Origin of the sequence: Paenibacillus sp. ClWae2A (genome assembly GCF_032452295.1) — a bacterium.
GTDB lineage: Bacteria > Bacillota > Bacilli > Paenibacillales > Paenibacillaceae > Paenibacillus.
The window spans coordinates 1,061,556-1,080,640 of the sequence record NZ_JAULSQ010000002.1 but is presented as its reverse complement, the minus strand read 5'-3'; the positions used below and the strand labels follow the sequence as shown (position 1 = coordinate 1,080,640).

The following is a 19,085-nucleotide window of genomic DNA, read 5'->3' as shown; positions in this document are numbered from 1 at the left end:
GAAAAATGACAAACATGAACAAACGATTAGCGACGGAATCCGTTCTGGTTACCCTGTTATTCATCATCGGTTTTGCAGCTTGGAATGTCATTCAAGGCATGATCATGACTATGAATTACGTACCTGATCTGATGAACACCGCTTCTTCTGGTACCCCATTGCAATCCAAGGTTGCTTTTGGAACTATGGTTCGGTGGGATATAACATCCATGATCATGGCTGTTGCCGGATTCGTTTTGCTCGCCGCAGCATATTATGGTCTTCGATCAGGAATGCAGCGCTGGACACAGCGTTCCTGAAGTATTGTCCAAGTAGGATACATGTTCCTTACGTTGCCTTTGCAGCACATGAATTAAAACTCAATGACAACGGCCCTGAGTCTATTAGACTCAGGGTTTTTGCTATGGCTAATGTTTTTCCGCTTCGAAGGGGAAATTTTCTAGATCCAAGGTCAAGGAAGAATCCGTTACAATGATCTTGTAAGCGCTTATCGTTTTGGATAGAGAGAGGAGGAGAGACAGAGATCATGATTACAACCAATCAGATTTATCTCGATCAGACATTGCATAGTAAAGAGGATGTATTTGATTTTATATCTGCGGAGGCAGAGCGTTACAGCATCACTACAAACCGTGCACAACTTGCGGCTGATCTGTGGGAACGCGAACGTGTCTACTCCACCGGACTTCAGGATCACTTTGCGATTCCCCATACCCAGAGTGAAGTTGTAACACGTCCGGCAGTGATGGTCATTCGATTACGGGAGCCCATTGATTGGGAATCTCATGACGGCAAGCCGGTAAAATATATTTTTGCCATCCTTGTGCCTAAAGGTCATGTAGACGTATCCCATCTGCAAATCATCTCTTCACTTGCCACCTTATTGCTAGAAGATTCATTCAAAGAAGCCATCGCAGAAGCTGTGCAGCCGGAAGATGTATATACGTTGCTTCATCAATATACGGAAGGACTGGTGTCATAATGAAAATCGTAGGTGTAACGTCATGTATTGCAGGGCTCGCTCATACTCCGATGGCGGCCAAAGCATTGGAGAAAGCAGCTCAGCAACTGGGATATGAGATCAAAGTGGAACAGCAGGGAGCTATGGGACAAGTCAATAAGCTGACGGAAGAGGATATTGCTGCAGCGAATTTTGTCCTAATTGCAGCGGATCAAACGGTGAAGGACATGGATCGGTTTGGCGACAAAAAAGTTGTGCGTGTCAAAATCGGTCATGCCGTAAGTCAGGCAGAAGCGGTATTAACCAAAGCTGTCGAGGCTGTGAACGCACAAGCTTAACCCCACCTTCCACATGAGGAGAGAGTACGATGAGAAAATGGTTTGGTGAAGCAAAAACACATCTAATGACAGGTATCTCCTATCTGCTGCCGGTCATTATCGCGGGTTCCCTGGTCGTTGCCATCTGCAAAATTATCGCATTATCAATGGGCATTACTGATCTTGATCCGTACAAAGATGGAAGCGGATTCTTGCATATTTTATACCTCGTGCAAAATGTAGGATGGAGCGGCATCGGATTATTGACGATTGTTCTGTCTGGTTACATTGCGTACTCCATTGCCGACAAACCTGCGCTGGCCGCAGGTCTGATCGGCGGGGTGCTGGCACAGCAGACCAACGCCGGTTTTTTGGGCGCGTTGATCTCAGGCTTCTTTGCCGGATACATCACCTTGTGGGTCAAAAACAAAGTTAAAATTACAGGTCCGGCCGCTGGCTCGGTACCGTTAATCATTTTACCGCTGATTACCGTTGGTTTAACCGGATTTCTGATGGCGGTCATTCTGGGTGGCCCGCTGGGCGCACTGAATGAGTATCTCATTGCTTGGGTTCAAAACATGAGCCAGAGCGGAACCAATACCGTTGTGCTTGCGATTATTCTGGGAGCGATGATCGGATTTGATCTCGGCGGACCTGTCAACAAAGCGGCATGGATGGCAGGCAATGCCCTGTTCCTGTCCGGTGTCTATCTGCCGAATATTTTTATCAATATTGCCATCTGTATTCCACCACTTGGTTATGGTTTGGCGACATTGCTGATGAAGAAACGTTTTTCCAAAACCTATCAGGAAGCGGGCAAAGGTGCAGTGATTATGGGTGTGATCGGTATCACGGAAGGTGCAATTCCGTTTACACTGCGTAATCCTGCCAAAATGATTCTGGTCAACATGTTTGCCTGTGCAACGGGTGCTGCCCTGACTGCATTGCTGGGAGCACATATCATCATGCCACCAATTGGCGGCTTATATGGAGCTGTGTCAGTAGGTACCCCAATCGCCTACCTTGCCGGAGGCATCGTCGGCGCACTGATCGTGGCGGGAGGCACCATGCTGGTGAACTTCCGCGATGAAGAAGAGAAACAACCTGCCAAGACTCAGGAAGCTTCGGTGAAGAAAAACGGGGAAGAAATCGAACTCGTTTTTGACTAAAAAAAGCATCTGGAGGGATATAGAGATATGAGTGAGAGCAATCGTACCAAAGTACATGTGATTCCACATACACACTGGGATCGGGAATGGTATTTTACGACCTCCCGTTCCAAAGTATATCTCGTCAAACACGTCAAGGAAGTATTGAACGCACTGGAGAATATCGATGGTTTTCATTATTACCTGCTGGATGCACAGGGCTCGTTGCTGGATGATTACATCCGCTGGTGTCCCGAAGATGAGGAACGGATCCGCCAACTGGTTACAGCCAAACGACTGATGACTGGACCCTGGTATACACAGACGGATCAATTGGTGATTTCCAGTGAATCGATGGTCCGAAACCTGTATTATGGTATGAAAACAGCAGAAAAGTACGGACATGCGATGAAGGTCGGCTATGTCCCGGATGCATTTGGACAATCGGCACAGATGCCGCAGATCTATCGCGAGTTTGGCATTGAACGTTTCCTGTTCTGGCGTGGTGTCTCGGATAATACTAATCCACATACCGAGTTTACGTGGGAAGGATCGGACGGCAGTCGTGTATTTGCTGTACAGATGCCATTCGGGTATTACTACGGCGGTAACATTCCGGAAAATGAGGAAGATCTGATCCCTTATCTGGAGAAACAGATTGGTGCGTTGGAACGCAAAGCCTCCACCAAACATATCTATTTCCCTAATGGGTTTGATCAGGCTCCTGTCCGGTTGAACCTGCCGGAGTTGATTGAACGCTTCAATGCGCTGGATGCAGAACGCGAATATGTGTTGAATGAACCGGAACGTTTTCTGACGGAGATCGAAGCGGATAGTCAGGATCTGCCTGTACTTCGTGGTGAATTAATGGAAGCCAAGCACATGCGGATTCACAAGTCCATTTTTTCCACCCGTGCAGATCTCAAGCAACAGAATAATCGAATTGAGAATCTGATTGCTAACACGTTAGAACCTGTACTTGCGATTAGCCATTCTCTCGGGCATGATTACCCGCATCGCATTGTTGAGGACATCTGGAAGCTGTTGTTTGAGAATGCGGCACATGACAGCATCGGTGGCTGTAACAGTGATACAACGAATCAGGACGTTGCGTTCCGTTACAAACAGGCACATGATATCGCACTGAATCTGCTCGATCTGCATATGCGGATGATTGCTTCAACGATACAGCAGGAGGAGACATTTGCATTCACCCTGTTCAACACGCTACCGTATGTGCGAGGCGGGGTTACTGAGATTGAAGCTTATATTCCGGAAGAATCCTTTGTGATTCGGGATACGAAGGGGCGCGAGCTGGCCTACACCATTGTGGAAAAAGTAGACCAGACCGATTATGTGCTTGGACAGCACATCGATCTCAATCCAAGCCGCAAAGTACATCTGCCGGAACGGGTATATCGCGCCAAATTGCTGGTGGAACTGCAAGAGGTCCCGGCAATGGGCTACACCCAGATTGTCTTTGATTTCAGCCAGGGCGCTGCACCTGTCATTGAGCGACGTAACGGAGACACGATTGAAAATGAACATTTCACCATTGAGCTACTAGAAAACGGCACCTTGCAAATTACAGACAAGCGGTCAGGCCAAGTGTATGCAGATCAAATGGTCTTCGAAGATAACGGGGATGACGGAGATTCCTACAATTATTCTCCACCTGAGCGGGATCTGATTGTTTCTTCGGCAGGTAGCCAGATGAGTGCAACGACCACCCAAACGTCTGTATCCCAGACATTATCCCTGCGTTTCACGCTAGATGTTCCCTACGATCTGGAAGAGCGCGCCGCAGGCATCACGTCGGGTGCACTGCCAATGCAGGTGCAGATATCTCTTCGCAAAGGAGAGAAGCTGATCCGCTTCCAGGTTCAGGTACAGAATGAGGTGTTCAGCCACCGTCTGCGTGTCCTTTTTGATACAGGAATTGCTTCCGCCCTATCCATTGCAGACCAACCGTTTGGTGTAATAGCTCGTCCAACCTCATTGCCAGAAGTGGAGGTATGGGAGCGCGAACAATGGCAGGAGAAACCGATCACCATTGAAGCGATGCAGAGTTATGCCGGGTTGAACAATGGTTCGCATGGTATGGCTGTGATGACGGAGGGTGTACGTGAGTATGAGATTGTTGGCGAGCAAATGAATACCATTGCCCTCACCTTGTTCCGCACATTCGGTTTCATGGGTAAGGAAAATCTATTGTATCGTCCTGGACGGGCCTCCGGCGAGAAAATTGTAGCAACACCAGACGCACAATTACTTGGGGAATTGTCCTTTACCTTTGGTCTGCATATCCAGACTTCTGGATTCAACGAAGCGAATGTAGCCCGTGCTGCGCGTGAATATTTAACACCGATCAGCAGTTATCAGCTGTGCGACTTTTTGAACGGACGACTGATCTTTGCTTTCCGTGATGAGGAACGTGTGCTGGAACCCGACTACAGCCTGATGTCGTTCAGCGACGATTCCAACGTGGTGTTAAGCAGCTTCAAGAAAGCAGAGCAGAGTGAAGGATACATTGTACGTGTCTTCAATCCGTATTTGTCACAGTCTGCTAACGTGAACATGCACTTCAATCAGGCTGTACATGCAGAGCGTGTATCCCTTGCGGAACAACCACTGGAACCTCAACAGAGGTTAACCGATGGAGAAGAGGTCGTTCGTTTGCCGGAACTTGCTCATTGTAAATTGATGACTGTACTTGTATCGATATAAAGTGAGCTTTAGTTATACACAATCCTGATCAGAAGGGAGGTCGGATATCGGTATGATTTTTCCAACTAAACGGTTGAAAAAGCTGTTCCACCTCATTCATGGTGAAGGACAGGAACAGTCTTGGACGAGCCAAGCACTTGCAGACAAGCTGGAAGTTACGGTGCGTACCATTCGGGATGATCTGAAAAAGTTGGATCATATCCTAGCGGGGCATGGCGGGAGCCTGGAATCCAAACGTGGGCGGGGATATTCCATTCGTGTGCATGATGCAAAGCGGTATGATGAGCTGTTGGAGAAACGGAAGGATGATCGGCAAAAAGGTGCGCCCGTACCTGGATCGCCTGATGAGCGTATCCGTTATGAATTGTTCAAGCTGCTTGGTGAACCGGGGCATATCAAGATGGAAGACCTCGCTGATCAGCTGTATATAAGCCGTGCAACGATGAACAATGATCTGAAAATCATTCGTCAGATTCTGGAGAACTACCAGCTTCAGCTTCAGATCAAGCCAGGACATGGTGTGAAGGTCGTCGGAGACGAGCAAAGGTTCCGTTATTGTCTTGCCGAGTACGCCGATGCGCGAGATGAAGAACTGGGACCGGAAGGCATGACTGCTGCACAGGAACGTTTGCTGTATCCAATCGAACCCGCACACATCCGCGAGATCGTCATTCGCCATGTAGGCAAACAGAATGTTCGTATTGCAGATGTGGCCCTGAAAGATCTGATTACGCATCTTGCTGTTATGGTATTGCGTATTAAACAGGGGCATGAACTGGAGCAATTCGAGAAAGTGGAGGCGAATGTTCAGGATCAGCAACTTGCGCAGCAGATTATTCAGGATCTGGAGTCGTTATTTTCCATTCACTGTCCAGTCGGAGAGCGAGATTATCTGTTGCTTCATATTGTTAGTAAAAAAATGACCGCTACCGATTGGAATGGACTACGAAGTGACCCATTATATGTTGCTGTACAGCAGATGCTGGGTCATATCTATGATCGGTACACCTATGATCTGCGGGATGATGACCGCTTGCCGAATGATCTCTATGCCCATCTGAAGCCCATGATTACGCGCTTGGAACACGGCATGAACATGCGGAATCCACTGTTGGGACATATACGTAAATATTATCCGTTGGCCTATGAGATTACGATCAGTGCAGTGAAACAGCTACAGACATACGTACCTCATGAAATCAATGACAGCGAGATTGGTTACCTGGCTCTCCACATTGGTGCAGCATTGGAACGTAAATATCAGATTCCTCATCGCAAACGGAAATCCGTGTTGCTGGTCTGTGGATCAGGATATGGCACAGCCCGTATTCTTGAATCCAGATTACGTTCTTTATTTGCCGAGCTGGAGGTATCTCGTGTAGTTTCGCTACGGGAGTACGAGGAGATGGGGAGTGTGCCCGAAGATTTGGTCATTTCCACGATCCGGTTACGTGAGTCCAAAGGCAAGCCGTCAGCTGTCATTGCTGCGATTCCATCGGAACGCGACATGGCAACGATCACTCATCTGGTGCGAACCAGTGATGAGCAGGAGGAAATGACGCTGCTGCGTTACTTTGATCCAGCGTTGTTCATGTTTCGGTCCGATCAGCCTGATAAAATGACACTTATGGCTGAGATGAGCAGGGCACTGTTGGAGAAGGGAATTGTGACGGAGCAGTTCTGGCCCGCTGTGCAGGAGCGGGAAAAGATGGCTTCAACGGCGCTTGGAAGAGGCATGGCGATTCCGCACCCCATGGAGCTGAGTTCAACTCGTACGACCGTATCGGTATGTCTGCTCGAGAAGCCGATTCCGTGGGATGAGGACAATGAAGTACATGCTGTATTTATGTTATCCATATGTAAAGAGGATTACGAACAGGCTATGGGAATCTATGATCTGTTTGTAGAGTTGATCCGACAGGAGGAGCAGCTGGAAAGCCTGCGATCCTGCGGCAGCTTCGATGCCTTTGCCCAACTTGTATGTGAAACGTTGAGTCTGAAAAGTACCGAAGTGTATTAATATATATATTCACTTATGGATTATTACACGGACACTCCGAGTACAGAACAACTTTCCAATCGCTGTTATCCCCAGATTTTTCTGATTCCCTTATATAAAAAGAAAAAACCGTCTTTCATCAGATTTTTTGTCTGATAGAGGACGGTTTATTTCGTTTACACAAACTATAGATTAAATATGTTTGGAAATAACCTCTTCCAGTCCTTGAGCGACAGAGTGCGCACCCCGCGCCAGATGTCGTTCATACAGATGCAGGCGGACAAAACTTTCATCCGTGCCCATCGCTTCAGAGAATATTCCACTGAGCCCACGAGCGCGGCGGTCGATCTGTAATAGCAGTTCGAGCGAATCGCCCATGGGATAGAACAGCACTTCCAACTCATCCAGATGCCCACGGAATTTGTTTGTTGGTACAAATTCAAATTCTTGTACAAATGGCAGATTGCCGCCCAGCTTTGGTGCGTAGTCATTGGTTACTTCGCGCAGCTTGAAGCCAAGGATATCAATTGCATCGAGCACGGTGTTCATGTCTCTGCTAGGAACAACATGCAATCTATCCCGGTCGGATGGGTCCACCGCGCTTGAGATGTCGAGGCCCGTTTCTACCCACACTTCTGCACGATGCAGTGTAATAGGCAGATTTTCTGGCAGGTCAAATGAGAAGTCTTTCTCCAATTTGGCCCCAGGCTGTAATGTGAAACCTTCGGTGAGTAAATATTTGGATATAACGGCTGTTTCTTTTACTTTGCGATCATCGTGCTCCCGTATGTAATGGGTTTTGATTGAAAGATAGATTCGATCTACATTCTGTTCCACATCTCCACCTTCAATGTACACAACCCCCGAAATGATTCCTCCAGGTGTGACCTCTGGTGTATGCAATTCCGTATTTACTTTGGCTGCTCCAACACCTACACTGGCTAACATTTTCTTGAAAAATGACATGCGCTCAACCTCCAGATCAGATGGTTTATTTTATGGGATACATACGGCTTCGACCTTAATACGGAAGCTGGAAGAAATGCGTTTCAAATTTTAGTAAAGATATATCACATATCTAAACAGGAGATTCACCTAGCTGATGTCGAATGTTAGAATAAAGGGATTTTTTGTCAGGAGCTACTCCAGAAGTATGATTAACCAGACGGGAGGATCAGACCGATGCGTAAAAGTACAATATTTTGGATTACGGGAATAGCGATAATTCTCTTGGTGACTCTGCTCATATACAGCTATGTAATTCCAAGTGTGAGTGCACAGGATGTTGTGATGGCAGGCACAATCAGGCAGATTGATACGGATGCAGTTGAGATAGAGTTAGAGATAACGCGTAAAAGAGAAGACAAGGATCAGCATATGGTGTATCCCGTTGTCCCGGGATGGGAAGGGGTCACATTTACTGAAGAACAAGATGATGCGTGGTACATGCCTTCGTCTGTAGGCAGTTCCTATTTGGATCAAGTCATTCTGGAAAAGTATCTGAAGGGGCAGGGGAAAACCATGAAATCAGCTGATAGTCTGATGGGATTTGCGATACCTGATGAGATAGGGAGCTACAAGTTGCGGTTAACGCTCAGATCCTTGGATGGAACGACTCAGCCGCTTGAGAATCCCATGGTGTATTATGTTCACAACGAGCATTTGTTAGGGAAGGATCTGAGTTGGGTTACGGGTGAGAATCTGGAGATCAATAAGGAGCAATCAGAATGATGAATGTATATGAATCGAATGAAATCACCGTACGTTTCTTGGAAACAGAAGATGAACAACATCTGGTGAAGTGGCTGTCAGACCCGGAAGTTCTTCAATACTATGAAGGGCGTGATAAGCCGCATGACCTGGAGCTGGTAAGAGAACATTTTTACAATCATGATGATGATGCTACCCGTTGTATCATTGAGTATGGAGGACATCCGATTGGATACATTCAGTTCTATGAGCTTGAGGAAGAAGAACGAACGGAGTATGGTTATGGATACACGGATGAGATCATCTATGGAACGGATCAGTTTATTGGTGAGGTAGACTACTGGAATAAAGGCATTGGTACACAGTTGACGCAATCCATGCTGGCTTATCTAATTAATGAAAAACAAGCCCGTAAAGTGGTTATGGACCCTCAATCCTGGAACTTGAGAGCGATATCCTGTTACGAGAAATGTGGTTTCCAAAAGATTAAGCTGTTGGAGAAACATGAGCAGCATGAGGGACAGATGAGAGACTGCTGGCTCATGGAATATGCTCCTTAGATAATACTAAAAGTTATTTTGAATCATAGAAACAAGGAGGAATAATGGATGGATGAAAGATATCCGATAGGACCATTTGTACACACGGGTGAAGTTACTTTGGCACAGCGGGAGAAGTGGATTCAGGACATTGCTGAGTTGCCTGAACGCGCACGAGAAGCGGTAAAGGGACTGAGTGAAGAGCAATTAAGTCTGCCGTACCGAGAAGGTGGATGGATGCTCAAACAGGTCATTCACCACATGGCAGACAGCCATATGAACAGTATGATTCGTTTCAAGTTGGCACTGACAGAGGATACACCTACGATTCGACCTTATTATGAAGAGCGTTGGGCTGAACTGAGTGATTCAAGGGACCTGGATGTTGAATTCTCTCTTCAGATTCTGGATGCCCTCCATCGTCGTTGGGTGTTTCTGTTAAACGCGCTGACAGATGCAGATTATGCCAAACAATTTTATCATCCCTCATCGGAAGAAACGACAAGACTGGATTATAATCTGGGCATGTATGCTTGGCATGGCAAACATCATGTTGCTCACATCACATCGCTTAGAGAAAAACTGGGAATTTAAAGAACCAATAGATCTGTTATGAAAGGAGTGCATCATGACGAACATACATATACGGTTCTTAAATGAGAATGATCCATTTGTAATCTTGCAGGCTTTTCAAGCACAGGGATGGCATAAATCTGCCGAACAGTATCTTCATTACCTGGCTGAACAACAGAATGGGGAACGCGTAACCTTGGTAGCCGAGTTGAATGGAGAATTTGCCGGATACGTGAATGTATTGTGGCATTCCAACTACCCGTCTTTCAGGGAACAAGGCATTCCCGAAATTAACGATTTCAATGTACTGATGAAGTACCAGCGCCAAGGTATTGGTTCACGGTTGATGGACCGAGCAGAGGAAGTTATTCTGGAACGAACGGATGTAGCAGGCATTGGTGTAGGTGTGTTTTCCGATTATGGCAAAGCGCAAGTTCTATATGCCCATCGCGGGTACATACCAGACGGTCACGGTGTACACAAACATGATCATTACATTCAGCCGGGTGAAGAAACGATTATGGACGACGATGTTGTACTTTATCTTACGAAGAAGTTAAAAGCCACGCAATAATTTCATAATATATACAATGATGAAAGATGTCATGTATACTAGTTGTTAAATATCTGTTGTGTGTGACTGGCGTAAACGTGGAGTGAACCACGAGGAAGCACATATATTATATGCCGTACGCCTGGGCAAAGTGTTTGATCTTTTGATCAAACACTTTATTTATTATTCAGGGAACGAAAGGATTGGTGGCGGCAATGAAAATGGCGTTTGTTTTATTTGATGGAATGACAAGCATGGATTTAGCTGGATTTTATGAAGCTGTGACTTGGCTAGCGATTCTAAAAGTAAAGGAAAACGTATCATGGACATTCTGCGCAGATAAGGAGGAAATTTCAGATGACCGTGGGCTGAAAATGAAATCCGATGCAGTATTGCCTCATCTAGGGGATTTTTGATCTAGTATTTTTTCCTGGTGGGTTATCAACTAGAACGCTTCGATTTGATGAGGATTTTATGCGATGGGTCCGAACGGCAGAGAACGTCACTTATAAAATTTCTATTTGTACCGGGGCTTTACTGCTGGGGGCAGCAGGTTTCCTGAATGGAAAAAGGGCTACTACGAACTCATCTGCTTATGATTTATTGACTCCTTATTGTGCAGAAGTAATTTCAGCGCGTGTAGTGCGTGATGGTAATACGGTAACTGGCGCGGGGGTTACGGCTTCCATTGACCTGGGACTATACTTGGTCGAAATGTTAACGTCTACGGAGATCGTCCTTCAAGTTCAGCAAAAACTAGAGTATCCGTATTATGAATCTGGTAACTTAAAAGATGTCTACATGCACACTAAGGGGTAGGGGGTAAAAAGATGACTATTCGCCTTTTTCAAGCGATTGATCAGCCAGCCGTGCTGAAAATGATGACGGATCATCATTTTCAATTTCCTTCGTTTATACGCGATCAGTATCCTGCGCGCTGGGATTCATTTTTAAAAATGACGGATGAACGTATCAGTGCTTATTATGTCATGGTTGACGAAGCAGATGTTGTCATAGGTCATGCTGGTTACATCTTTCAGCCTACTGTTAACCGGTATGAAATCGTTGGTGTTGTTACATGCAAATCACACCTTCGACAGGGAGTAGCCCGTACACTAATTACAAAAATATGTATGAAAATAGCTGAATTCGGCAGTGGTGATGTCATGCTTTACACACTTGATCATGAAGAAAATGAAGCAGCGCTCGTATTTTATGAACGAATGAATTTTCAAAAAGAAGGTGTTGATATGAATTATTATACCTCGGGGTTTCATAGACTTTCACTTGTTAAAATCCTATAAGGGAACTTCAAGAAACTCATTGATGACCTAAGGCTAATGCTCATTCTCCGAACGGGTAGTATACCTATACATCTGTCTTTTAAGAAATTTCGATCAGAGCAGCGCTTAATCAGTGGAAGCATAAAAATGTACTTCAGTTAAAGTTTCATGTACTTCCAAAGAAAGATGATAAAAAAAGCTGTCCTGCATGTTATACTCTATTGGAATTTGAGGAATGATAAGCAGGATGTTGAGAGATTAGATGATCAGAGGAGTGAGTGATCCATGTTTAGCAAAGTCGGCCAGGTTATGTTGTATGTCAATAATCAAGATGAGTCACTGGCTTTTTGGACCGAAGTCGCTGGATTCCACATTGTGGATGAAGTAAACCTTGACGAGGGCATGAGATGGATTGAGATTGCGCCTACCCCAAATTCGCAGACGAGCATTATTCTCCATGACAAAGAGTTCGTCGAACGGATGTCGGCGGGTGTAAATCTGGGCACACCTTCGTTAATGTTCTTCACTGAAAATCTGGATCAGTTATATGCCGACTTGTCTGGTAAACATGTAACGGTTGGAGAGATTGTCGAGATGCCCACCGGACGTGTCTTCAACTTTGCTGATAATGAAGGAAATTACTTTGCAGTCTTGGAACGGGCAAAGTAAATTACAACTAAAAACTGCTACGATTGTAAGCGATCGACATTCATGTCGGTCGTTTTTTTTGTTGGGAAAAAGCTTATGTTTTGGAGTAGAAAAAACGCAAGAAAAATAGAGAACTACTGGGTAAAAATGTTATAATAGAGTGTGGCTGATTTAACGAAAATGATGAGGAATGAACAGTCGGAAATGAAGGTTTGGATGGAGAATTTAAGGAGGAATGTGGTTGTGGAAAAGACGATTAAAAGTGTACAGGATCTATATGATATGCTCGATGCGGACTTCAGATCTGCCAAGCAGTTTTGGGAACCTTTCTATGAGGATCGGAACAGACCAATACCCTTTTTCCCAAACAAACCGGATGAAAATCTGGTAGCGCATGTGAACGCAGGTGTGCTGACAGGCGGGAAGGCACTGGAACTGGGGAGCGGCCCGGGCAGAAATGCGTTGTATTTAACCCGCCAAGGCTATCAGGTAGATGCTTATGATCTTTCGGAGACAGCCATTGCCTGGGCTAAAGAGAGGGCGGCAGAAGAGCAACTGGACGTGCATTTTGAATGTCGCTCCGTGTTCGAACTGACCCCAGAACAAGAATATGATCTTGTCTACGACTCGGGTTGTCTGCATCATCTGTTACCACATCAGCGCATTCCCTACATAGAGATGATCCACAATGCACTCCGGCCTGGAGGAACCTTTGGAATGACTTGTTTTGCTCCTGGTTTTGGCGATATTGGTGGGCCGGAGATCGTTATGAATGATTGGCAGGTGTATCAAGAGAAGTCGATGCGCGGTGGTCTTGCGTTCCCGGAGGAGAAGCTTCGCTACATGCTGGAAGATGGCTTCGAATGTGTGGAGTTCCGTGCAATGAAGGCGATGGAGCAGCATGAACCATGTTTTGGTGTACCTTTTCTGTGGGCCACGTTGTGGAGAAAGAAAGATTCGTAAGCTTATATGGGGATATGATCGATTGAAAATAGAGGAGGGGGAGTATCGAAATGGAAACAGAAACAGAAACAGGAAGAAGGCACTTTATCATTACAGGCACATCCAAAGGGATCGGTTTACAACTTGCAAAGTTATTATTGGCTAAGGGGGATTACGTTTACGGTATTTCACGCGGGCGTTCGGATCTGTTGGAATCAAGCGAGGAATGGAGCGGGCGTTACAGCCATGTTCAGTACGATCTAGCCGATCTTACCGGGATTGATGATTTGGTTACACGTTTATTGGACGAAATTCCGTCTCAGGAAGCCGATTGTATTGGACTTATTAATAATGCAGCGATGCTGGAGCCTCTAAGACCTATCGATCAATGCAGTGCGGCAGAGATAAGTCAGAGTCTCAACATCAGTCTTGCAGCGCCAATGATATTGAGTTCATCTTTTATCCAACAAACGAATCACCTGTCCGCCAGACGTAAAATTGTCAATGTCTCATCGGGTTCGGCAAGTTATCCCGCGCCTTCCATGGCAGTGTATTGTACATCGAAGGCAGGCATGAACATGTTCACCCAATGCGTATCTTTGGAGCAAACGGGCCGACAGAGCTCTGTTGAGATTATTGCTTTTGATCCGGGGATGGTCGATACGGAGTTACAGGCTGTTGCACGAGGCAAAAGTGCAGAGGAGTTCGCTCTTGCAGGTATGTTCAATCAAGTATATGAAGCAGGACAATTAAGATCGCCACGAGACGTAGCGATGCAGTTGATCGAGAGGATGGACGCACAGAGTGATGCAAGCCATGTTATACACACTATGGAGAGCTAATATGATATACGTATTTCGGATCGTTTTCTTTACGAAGTATGGATACCTTTTGATATAAGCCCAACTTCCCTGTACACTGGAATCAGCGATCGGAAATACGATTCGTAACGGTAAAGGTGATCCTGCAACAACGGAGTCTGATCACCTTATTCAACCTTAGAAGATCAGAAACGTGGTGAAGTCTCTTGTTTAAAATTATGCTCATTGAAGACGATGAATCGTTATTCAGTGAAATCAAGGAACGTTTGTCCCAATGGTCGTATGACGTGTATGGTGTGCAGGACTTTGGCAAGGTATTGCAGGAGTACAGCGTAATTCAGCCGCAACTGGTCATTATTGATATTCAGTTACCTCAATATGACGGGTTCCATTGGTGCCGGATCATTCGTTCGCACTCCAATGTCCCGATTATCTTTTTATCCTCACGGGATCATCCTGCGGATATGGTCATGTCCATGCATTTGGGGGCAGACGATTTTATTCAGAAGCCGTTTCACTTCGATGTATTGATTGCCAAGATTCAAGCGACATTGCGGAGGGTGTACAACTATAACACAGAGCATACTGAACTCCGAACCTGGCGTGGTGCGGCTATTGAATATGTGAAAAATACACTGACCTGCGGGGATGAATCTGTTCTGTTGACCAAAAATGAGATGTTCATCCTTAAAGTGCTGGTCGAGCACAAAAATCAGATTGTTACCCGTGAGGACCTCATCCGGAGCTTGTGGGATCACGAGCATTTCGTAAGTGACAACACGCTGACGGTTAACGTTAATCGGTTACGGAAGAAACTTGAACCCATCGGCTTGGAGCGTTACATTGAAACCAAAGTAGGTCAGGGCTACATGGCAACGGAAGAGGCAGAATCATGATTGGCAAGTACATACGAGAAAGGGCGAGTTGGTTATGGCTACTGGTAAGCATGCAACTTATTATTTTATTGGTGGCCTACCTGGACTCGTCCATTCCATTCCAATCTGTGATGTATATCGTAGGACTGAATGTGGTAGTATGTGTTGTTTTTATCTGGGCGAGATACCTGAAAGAGACCCGTTTCTATAAAAAATTGAGCACCTGGGATCATACCTATGATCTGGGAGAACTCGACATCGCCGAAAGTCCATATGAGCAGATCGTACATGAGGCCGTCAGTTCCCAGACACAGCGGTATCGTAAGGAGTCGTCACATCATTTTATCGCTCTGGAACAGGAGAAGGACGAGATGTTGTCCTGGATTCATGAGGTAAAGACCCCACTGACTGCGTTGCAACTGATGATCGAGCGCTTGCCGGATGACAAGCTGCAGAGCCAAATGACATATGAATGGTTACGAATCCATCAGTTGCTGGATCAGCAGCTTCATCAGAAGCGTATTCCGTTCATGCATAATGATCTGTTCATCGAAGAGACGGAACTTGAACCGGTATTGAATAGCGAGATACGAGCGCTGAAATCGTGGTGCATTTCCAAAGGCATTGGCTTTGATGTGTCTTTAATGGTATCGCGCGTGCTCACAGACAGCAAATGGTTAGGTTTCATCCTCCGGCAATTGTTGAGTAATGCGGTGAAATATAGTGATTCATCGGACATCCTCATTGAAAGTCGGGAACAGGATGGACACATCATACTCATAATTCAGGATCACGGGCGAGGGATTGAGACTCAAGATCTGCCGCGTATATTTGATAAAGGGTTTACGTCTACCCGAGGCAGAATGGATGGAGCGGCTACCGGGATGGGGCTGTATCTGGTTCGTCAGGTGGTCCAAACCCTTCATATGAGCATTCATGTAGAGTCTTCTCTTGGCGAGGGCACAATCGTCACACTTACTTTTCCGCGAAAAAACGACATGGTGCATCTTGCAGGCATGTGACAACAATGTCACATGCTTTTTGGTTTTGTTCGGTGAATCACACGATAACACTGCACATCCCGCCTATGATATAGACATGAGCATTTTGCAGAAGATCTAAGAGGAGTGAGTGGGATATGTGGATACTGGAAGCCAAAAAAATTCATAAAGTCTATGGTAATAAACTGAATAAACAGGAAGTGCTAAAGGGGATTGATCTTGGGGTAAGCAAGGGAGAATTTGTCGGTATTATGGGGCCTTCGGGTTCGGGTAAAACAACGCTGCTTAATGTGCTTTCCTCCATCGATCGGGTGAGCCAGGGCACGATTGATATTGAGGGCAAGGAATTCACCGGAATGAAGGAGAAACAGCTGGCTGAGTTCCGCAAACATCATCTGGGCTTTATTTTTCAGGAATATAATCTGCTGGATACCCTTACGGTGAAGGAAAATGTATTATTGCCGCTCTCGATTACGAGCATTCCAAAACAGGAGGCACACCGGAAGTTTGAACAGATTGCCCGTGAACTGGGAATCTACGAATTGAAAGACAAGTATCCATCTGAGATTTCGGGTGGGCAGAAACAGCGAACGTCCGCAGCACGGGCATTTGTCCACGATCCGAGTATCATTTTTGCGGATGAACCGACAGGAGCATTGGATTCCAAGTCCGCTTCGGATCTGCTCGGCAAGTTAAGTGATATGAACAGCGCACGAGAGGCGACTATTATTATGGTTACCCATGATCCGGTTGCCGCAAGTTATTGCAGCAGAGTAATCTTTATTCGAGATGGTCAGATCTACACCCAGTTGAATAAAGGAGACGAGTCACGGCAATCGTTCTTCAACGATATTATCAAAACCCAGGGCGTATTGGGTGGTGTACAGCAATGAGCTTGAATTATATTATCTTCCGCAATCTCAGGAAAAATCTGAAGAATTATTATCTCTATGTATTTGCGCTTGTGTTCAGTGTGGCATTGTATTTTTCCTTTGTGACGTTACAGTATGATCCTTCCATGGATGAGGTGGCTGCTTCAACGAAAGGTGCGGCGGCTATAGGCGCATCTTCGGTACTGTTAATTGTCATTGTCGGCATCTTTTTGCTCTATGCCAATACGATCTTTATCAAGCGGCGCAGCAAAGAAATTGGATTATTTCAATTAATCGGACTGACGAAAGGCAGGATTTTTGGCATTTTGAGCGCGGAGAACAGTATCCTTTATTTTGGCTCCATGGCTATTGGAGTGTTGATTGGGTTTCTTGCGTCCAAGCTGGTATTGATGATATTGTTCAAAATTCTGGGTGTGGATGCGATTACGAAATTGTATTTCTCTCCGATGGCACTGATGCAAACGGTGATTGTTTTTACAATGATGTATCTACTCATCATGCTGATGAATTACATCTTTATCAAGAGGCAGAGTATTCTCTCGCTCTTTCGGGTGTCGGCCACTTCGGAGCAGCAGGTGCAAAAGATGTCTGTCGGACAGATGATTGTTGGCGTCTTGGGCATTACACTGATTGTGTATGGATACTTCATGTCTGCACGGCTGTTCAGCGGTGAGGCAATGGATATGCAGCAGTTGATGTATACGATGATCCTGATTCTGTTCTCGGTCATACTGGGGACATACCTGTTCTATAAGGGGTCGGTAAGTTTTATCTTTAATCTGATTCGCAAAAGCAAAAACGGATACCTATCCATTCATGAGGTGTTATCGTTATCTTCAATCATGTTCCGCATGAAATCTAATGCATTGCTGCTCACGATTATTACAACCGTGTCTGCACTTGCTATTGGCATGCTGTCACTTAGTTATATTTCGTATTATTCGGCAGAGGCTCAGGCCAAGGAAAGCTTGCCGGAGGATTTCTCTTTTGCTCAGGTGGATGTGAAAAATCGCTTTGTAGCGGAGTTGAATAACAAACAGATTCCATATGAGGAGAATCATAGAGAGCCTATTTATATTGAAATTGATGCTCATGAAGTAATGGATGAGTCCATGACGGAACAGTACCTGTTCAGTAGTGTGGTGAGTGACAACATGGTAGATAACATTGATCTGCAACCAGGCGAAGTGGTCTTCATGGGATATGGAAATGCCATTCAGCAGTTAATTTCCATTCAGGAGAAAGGTCCAATCGTCTTGCATGGGTTGAAACATACGCTGGCACAACAACTGATCGGAACAACCAAACGTGGAGTCCTTCCTGCGTACTATACTGGGGGCACGCCTGTAGCGGTGGTAGATGAGACGCTATATCAGCAACTGAGGCAGGATATCGATCCCAAGCTGCAGAAAGCCGAGTGGGCTGACTACTATGGTGTACGTATTGTGAACGAGGGGCAGGCTGAAGAGGCATATGCCGTATATAAGGAGCTGGAGTTGGAAGCACCAAGCTTCTCCCAGATTGAGTTCAGAAATAACCAGCGTACGACGATGGGACTGATTATGTTTATTGTTGGTTTCCTGGGGTTGACGTTCTTAATCACATCGGGATGTATCCTGTACTTTAAACAAATGAATGAGAGTGAAGAGGAGAAGGGCAATTATACCATTCTGCGCAAACTCGGATTTACGCAAGGCAATCTGTTGCGTGGCATTCAGATCAAGCAGTTGTTTAATTTCGGTATTCCACTCATCGTGGGATTGAGCCATAGTTACTTTGCCGTGAAATCAGGTTGGTTTTTCTTTGGTACGGAGCTGGCGACACCTACGGTCATTGTCATGATAGTCTATACATTGTTATATTCGATTTTTGGTCTGTTGTCTGTGTGGTACTATAAACGGGTGATTAAGGAAGCTTTGTAGAATTGGTTGGACAGGAACTATACATTATAGCACAGTGGACGAGTAACGTATTTTAAAACAGCATATGTGAACTAATGCAAGTTACATCAACGTGTCTTCCTCTATGGAAGGTGCGTTTTTTTTATTTTGTATGGGATGAATTTATGTTAAAATATGCAATAAACGGAAGCTGG

The 19,085-nt window shown here is 45.5% G+C and carries 21 protein-coding genes and 1 riboswitch; of the genes, 20 read left to right on the top strand and 1 reads right to left on the bottom strand.

Annotation, left to right across the window (positions count from 1 at the left end):
* The first annotated feature begins 14 nt into the window (after positions 1–14).
* The 6 genes from QVE09_RS11040 to QVE09_RS11015 all read left to right on the top strand — a co-directional run bounded on the left by QVE09_RS11040 (position 15) and on the right by QVE09_RS11015 (position 7,173).
* Positions 15–299, top strand: coding sequence for a hypothetical protein (locus QVE09_RS11040; RefSeq protein WP_315936843.1), 285 nt, complete (start codon positions 15–17; stop codon positions 297–299).
* Positions 300–526: 227 nt separating this feature from the next.
* A complete protein-coding gene (locus tag QVE09_RS11035; RefSeq protein ID WP_076209284.1) occupies positions 527–982 on the top strand; it encodes a PTS sugar transporter subunit IIA in 456 nt (151 codons plus the stop codon).
* Positions 982–1,299 carry a PTS fructose transporter subunit IIB gene (locus QVE09_RS11030; protein WP_017689749.1) on the top strand — a complete coding sequence of 106 codons (318 nt, stop codon included), beginning with the start codon at positions 982–984 and terminating at the stop codon, positions 1,297–1,299. The genes QVE09_RS11035 and QVE09_RS11030 overlap by 1 nt, the downstream gene beginning before the upstream one ends.
* A gap of 29 nt (positions 1,300–1,328) precedes the next feature.
* Positions 1,329–2,447 carry a PTS fructose transporter subunit IIC gene (locus QVE09_RS11025; protein ID WP_036610325.1) on the top strand — a complete coding sequence of 373 codons (1,119 nt, stop codon included), beginning with the start codon at positions 1,329–1,331 and terminating at the stop codon, positions 2,445–2,447.
* Between the two features lie 27 nt (positions 2,448–2,474).
* A complete protein-coding gene (gene mngB / locus QVE09_RS11020) occupies positions 2,475–5,153 on the top strand; it encodes a mannosylglycerate hydrolase (RefSeq protein WP_315936842.1) in 2,679 nt (892 codons plus the stop codon).
* Positions 5,154–5,205: 52 nt separating this feature from the next.
* A complete protein-coding gene (locus tag QVE09_RS11015; RefSeq protein WP_315936841.1) occupies positions 5,206–7,173 on the top strand; it encodes a BglG family transcription antiterminator in 1,968 nt (655 codons plus the stop codon).
* A 171-nt stretch (positions 7,174–7,344) separates the two neighbouring features.
* Here the strand turns inward: QVE09_RS11015 and QVE09_RS11010 are convergent, their stop codons facing one another.
* Positions 7,345–8,118: a sporulation protein gene (locus QVE09_RS11010; RefSeq protein WP_315936840.1), complete on the bottom strand. Its 774-nt coding sequence runs from the start codon at positions 8,116–8,118 to the stop codon at positions 7,345–7,347.
* A gap of 216 nt (positions 8,119–8,334) precedes the next feature.
* On the opposite strand from QVE09_RS11010, the gene QVE09_RS11005 reads away from it, so the two are divergent.
* From QVE09_RS11005 to QVE09_RS10940, 14 genes are all read left to right on the top strand, one after another.
* Complete coding sequence (locus QVE09_RS11005) at positions 8,335–8,883, top strand: hypothetical protein (protein ID WP_315936839.1); 549 nt, start codon at positions 8,335–8,337, stop codon at positions 8,881–8,883.
* Positions 8,883–9,422, top strand: a complete 540-nt coding sequence (locus QVE09_RS11000) for a GNAT family N-acetyltransferase (RefSeq protein ID WP_315936896.1) — start codon at positions 8,883–8,885, stop codon at positions 9,420–9,422. The genes QVE09_RS11005 and QVE09_RS11000 overlap by 1 nt, the downstream gene beginning before the upstream one ends.
* 48 nt (positions 9,423–9,470) lie before the next feature.
* Entirely contained in the window at positions 9,471–9,995 is a 525-nt protein-coding gene (locus QVE09_RS10995) for a YfiT family bacillithiol transferase (RefSeq protein WP_315936838.1), read from the top strand.
* 34 nt (positions 9,996–10,029) lie between these two features.
* Positions 10,030–10,548 (top strand): GNAT family N-acetyltransferase, encoded by a 519-nt coding sequence (locus QVE09_RS10990; RefSeq protein WP_315936837.1) that lies wholly within the window; start codon positions 10,030–10,032, stop codon positions 10,546–10,548.
* 52 nt (positions 10,549–10,600) lie between these two features.
* A riboswitch (ZMP/ZTP riboswitch) is annotated at positions 10,601–10,682 on the top strand.
* A 60-nt stretch (positions 10,683–10,742) separates the two neighbouring features.
* On the top strand, positions 10,743–10,943 hold the full coding sequence (locus QVE09_RS10985; RefSeq protein ID WP_315936836.1) for a hypothetical protein: 201 nt from the start codon (positions 10,743–10,745) through the stop codon (positions 10,941–10,943).
* Positions 10,936–11,346 (top strand): DJ-1/PfpI family protein, encoded by a 411-nt coding sequence (locus QVE09_RS10980; RefSeq protein ID WP_315936895.1) that lies wholly within the window; start codon positions 10,936–10,938, stop codon positions 11,344–11,346. Before QVE09_RS10985 ends, QVE09_RS10980 begins: the two co-directional genes overlap by 8 nt.
* 11 nt (positions 11,347–11,357) lie before the next feature.
* Positions 11,358–11,831: a GNAT family N-acetyltransferase gene (locus QVE09_RS10975; RefSeq protein WP_315936835.1), complete on the top strand. Its 474-nt coding sequence runs from the start codon at positions 11,358–11,360 to the stop codon at positions 11,829–11,831.
* A 264-nt stretch (positions 11,832–12,095) separates the two neighbouring features.
* Positions 12,096–12,479 (top strand): VOC family protein, encoded by a 384-nt coding sequence (locus QVE09_RS10970; protein WP_315936834.1) that lies wholly within the window; start codon positions 12,096–12,098, stop codon positions 12,477–12,479.
* A gap of 222 nt (positions 12,480–12,701) precedes the next feature.
* Entirely contained in the window at positions 12,702–13,421 is a 720-nt protein-coding gene (locus QVE09_RS10965; protein ID WP_315936833.1) for a class I SAM-dependent methyltransferase, read from the top strand.
* A gap of 50 nt (positions 13,422–13,471) precedes the next feature.
* Complete coding sequence (locus tag QVE09_RS10960; RefSeq protein ID WP_315936832.1) at positions 13,472–14,242, top strand: SDR family NAD(P)-dependent oxidoreductase; 771 nt, start codon at positions 13,472–13,474, stop codon at positions 14,240–14,242.
* A 185-nt stretch (positions 14,243–14,427) separates the two neighbouring features.
* A complete protein-coding gene (locus tag QVE09_RS10955; protein ID WP_315936831.1) occupies positions 14,428–15,117 on the top strand; it encodes a response regulator transcription factor in 690 nt (229 codons plus the stop codon).
* Complete coding sequence (locus QVE09_RS10950) at positions 15,114–16,118, top strand: sensor histidine kinase (RefSeq protein WP_315936830.1); 1,005 nt, start codon at positions 15,114–15,116, stop codon at positions 16,116–16,118. The genes QVE09_RS10955 and QVE09_RS10950 overlap by 4 nt, the downstream gene beginning before the upstream one ends.
* A 116-nt stretch (positions 16,119–16,234) precedes the next feature.
* The gene (locus tag QVE09_RS10945; RefSeq protein ID WP_315936829.1) at positions 16,235–16,990 is read left to right on the top strand and encodes an ABC transporter ATP-binding protein; all 756 of its coding nucleotides are present in this window, start codon (positions 16,235–16,237) and stop codon (positions 16,988–16,990) included.
* Positions 16,987–18,912: an FtsX-like permease family protein gene (locus tag QVE09_RS10940; RefSeq protein ID WP_315936828.1), complete on the top strand. Its 1,926-nt coding sequence runs from the start codon at positions 16,987–16,989 to the stop codon at positions 18,910–18,912. Before QVE09_RS10945 ends, QVE09_RS10940 begins: the two co-directional genes overlap by 4 nt.
* The last annotated feature ends 173 nt before the right edge of the window (positions 18,913–19,085 follow it).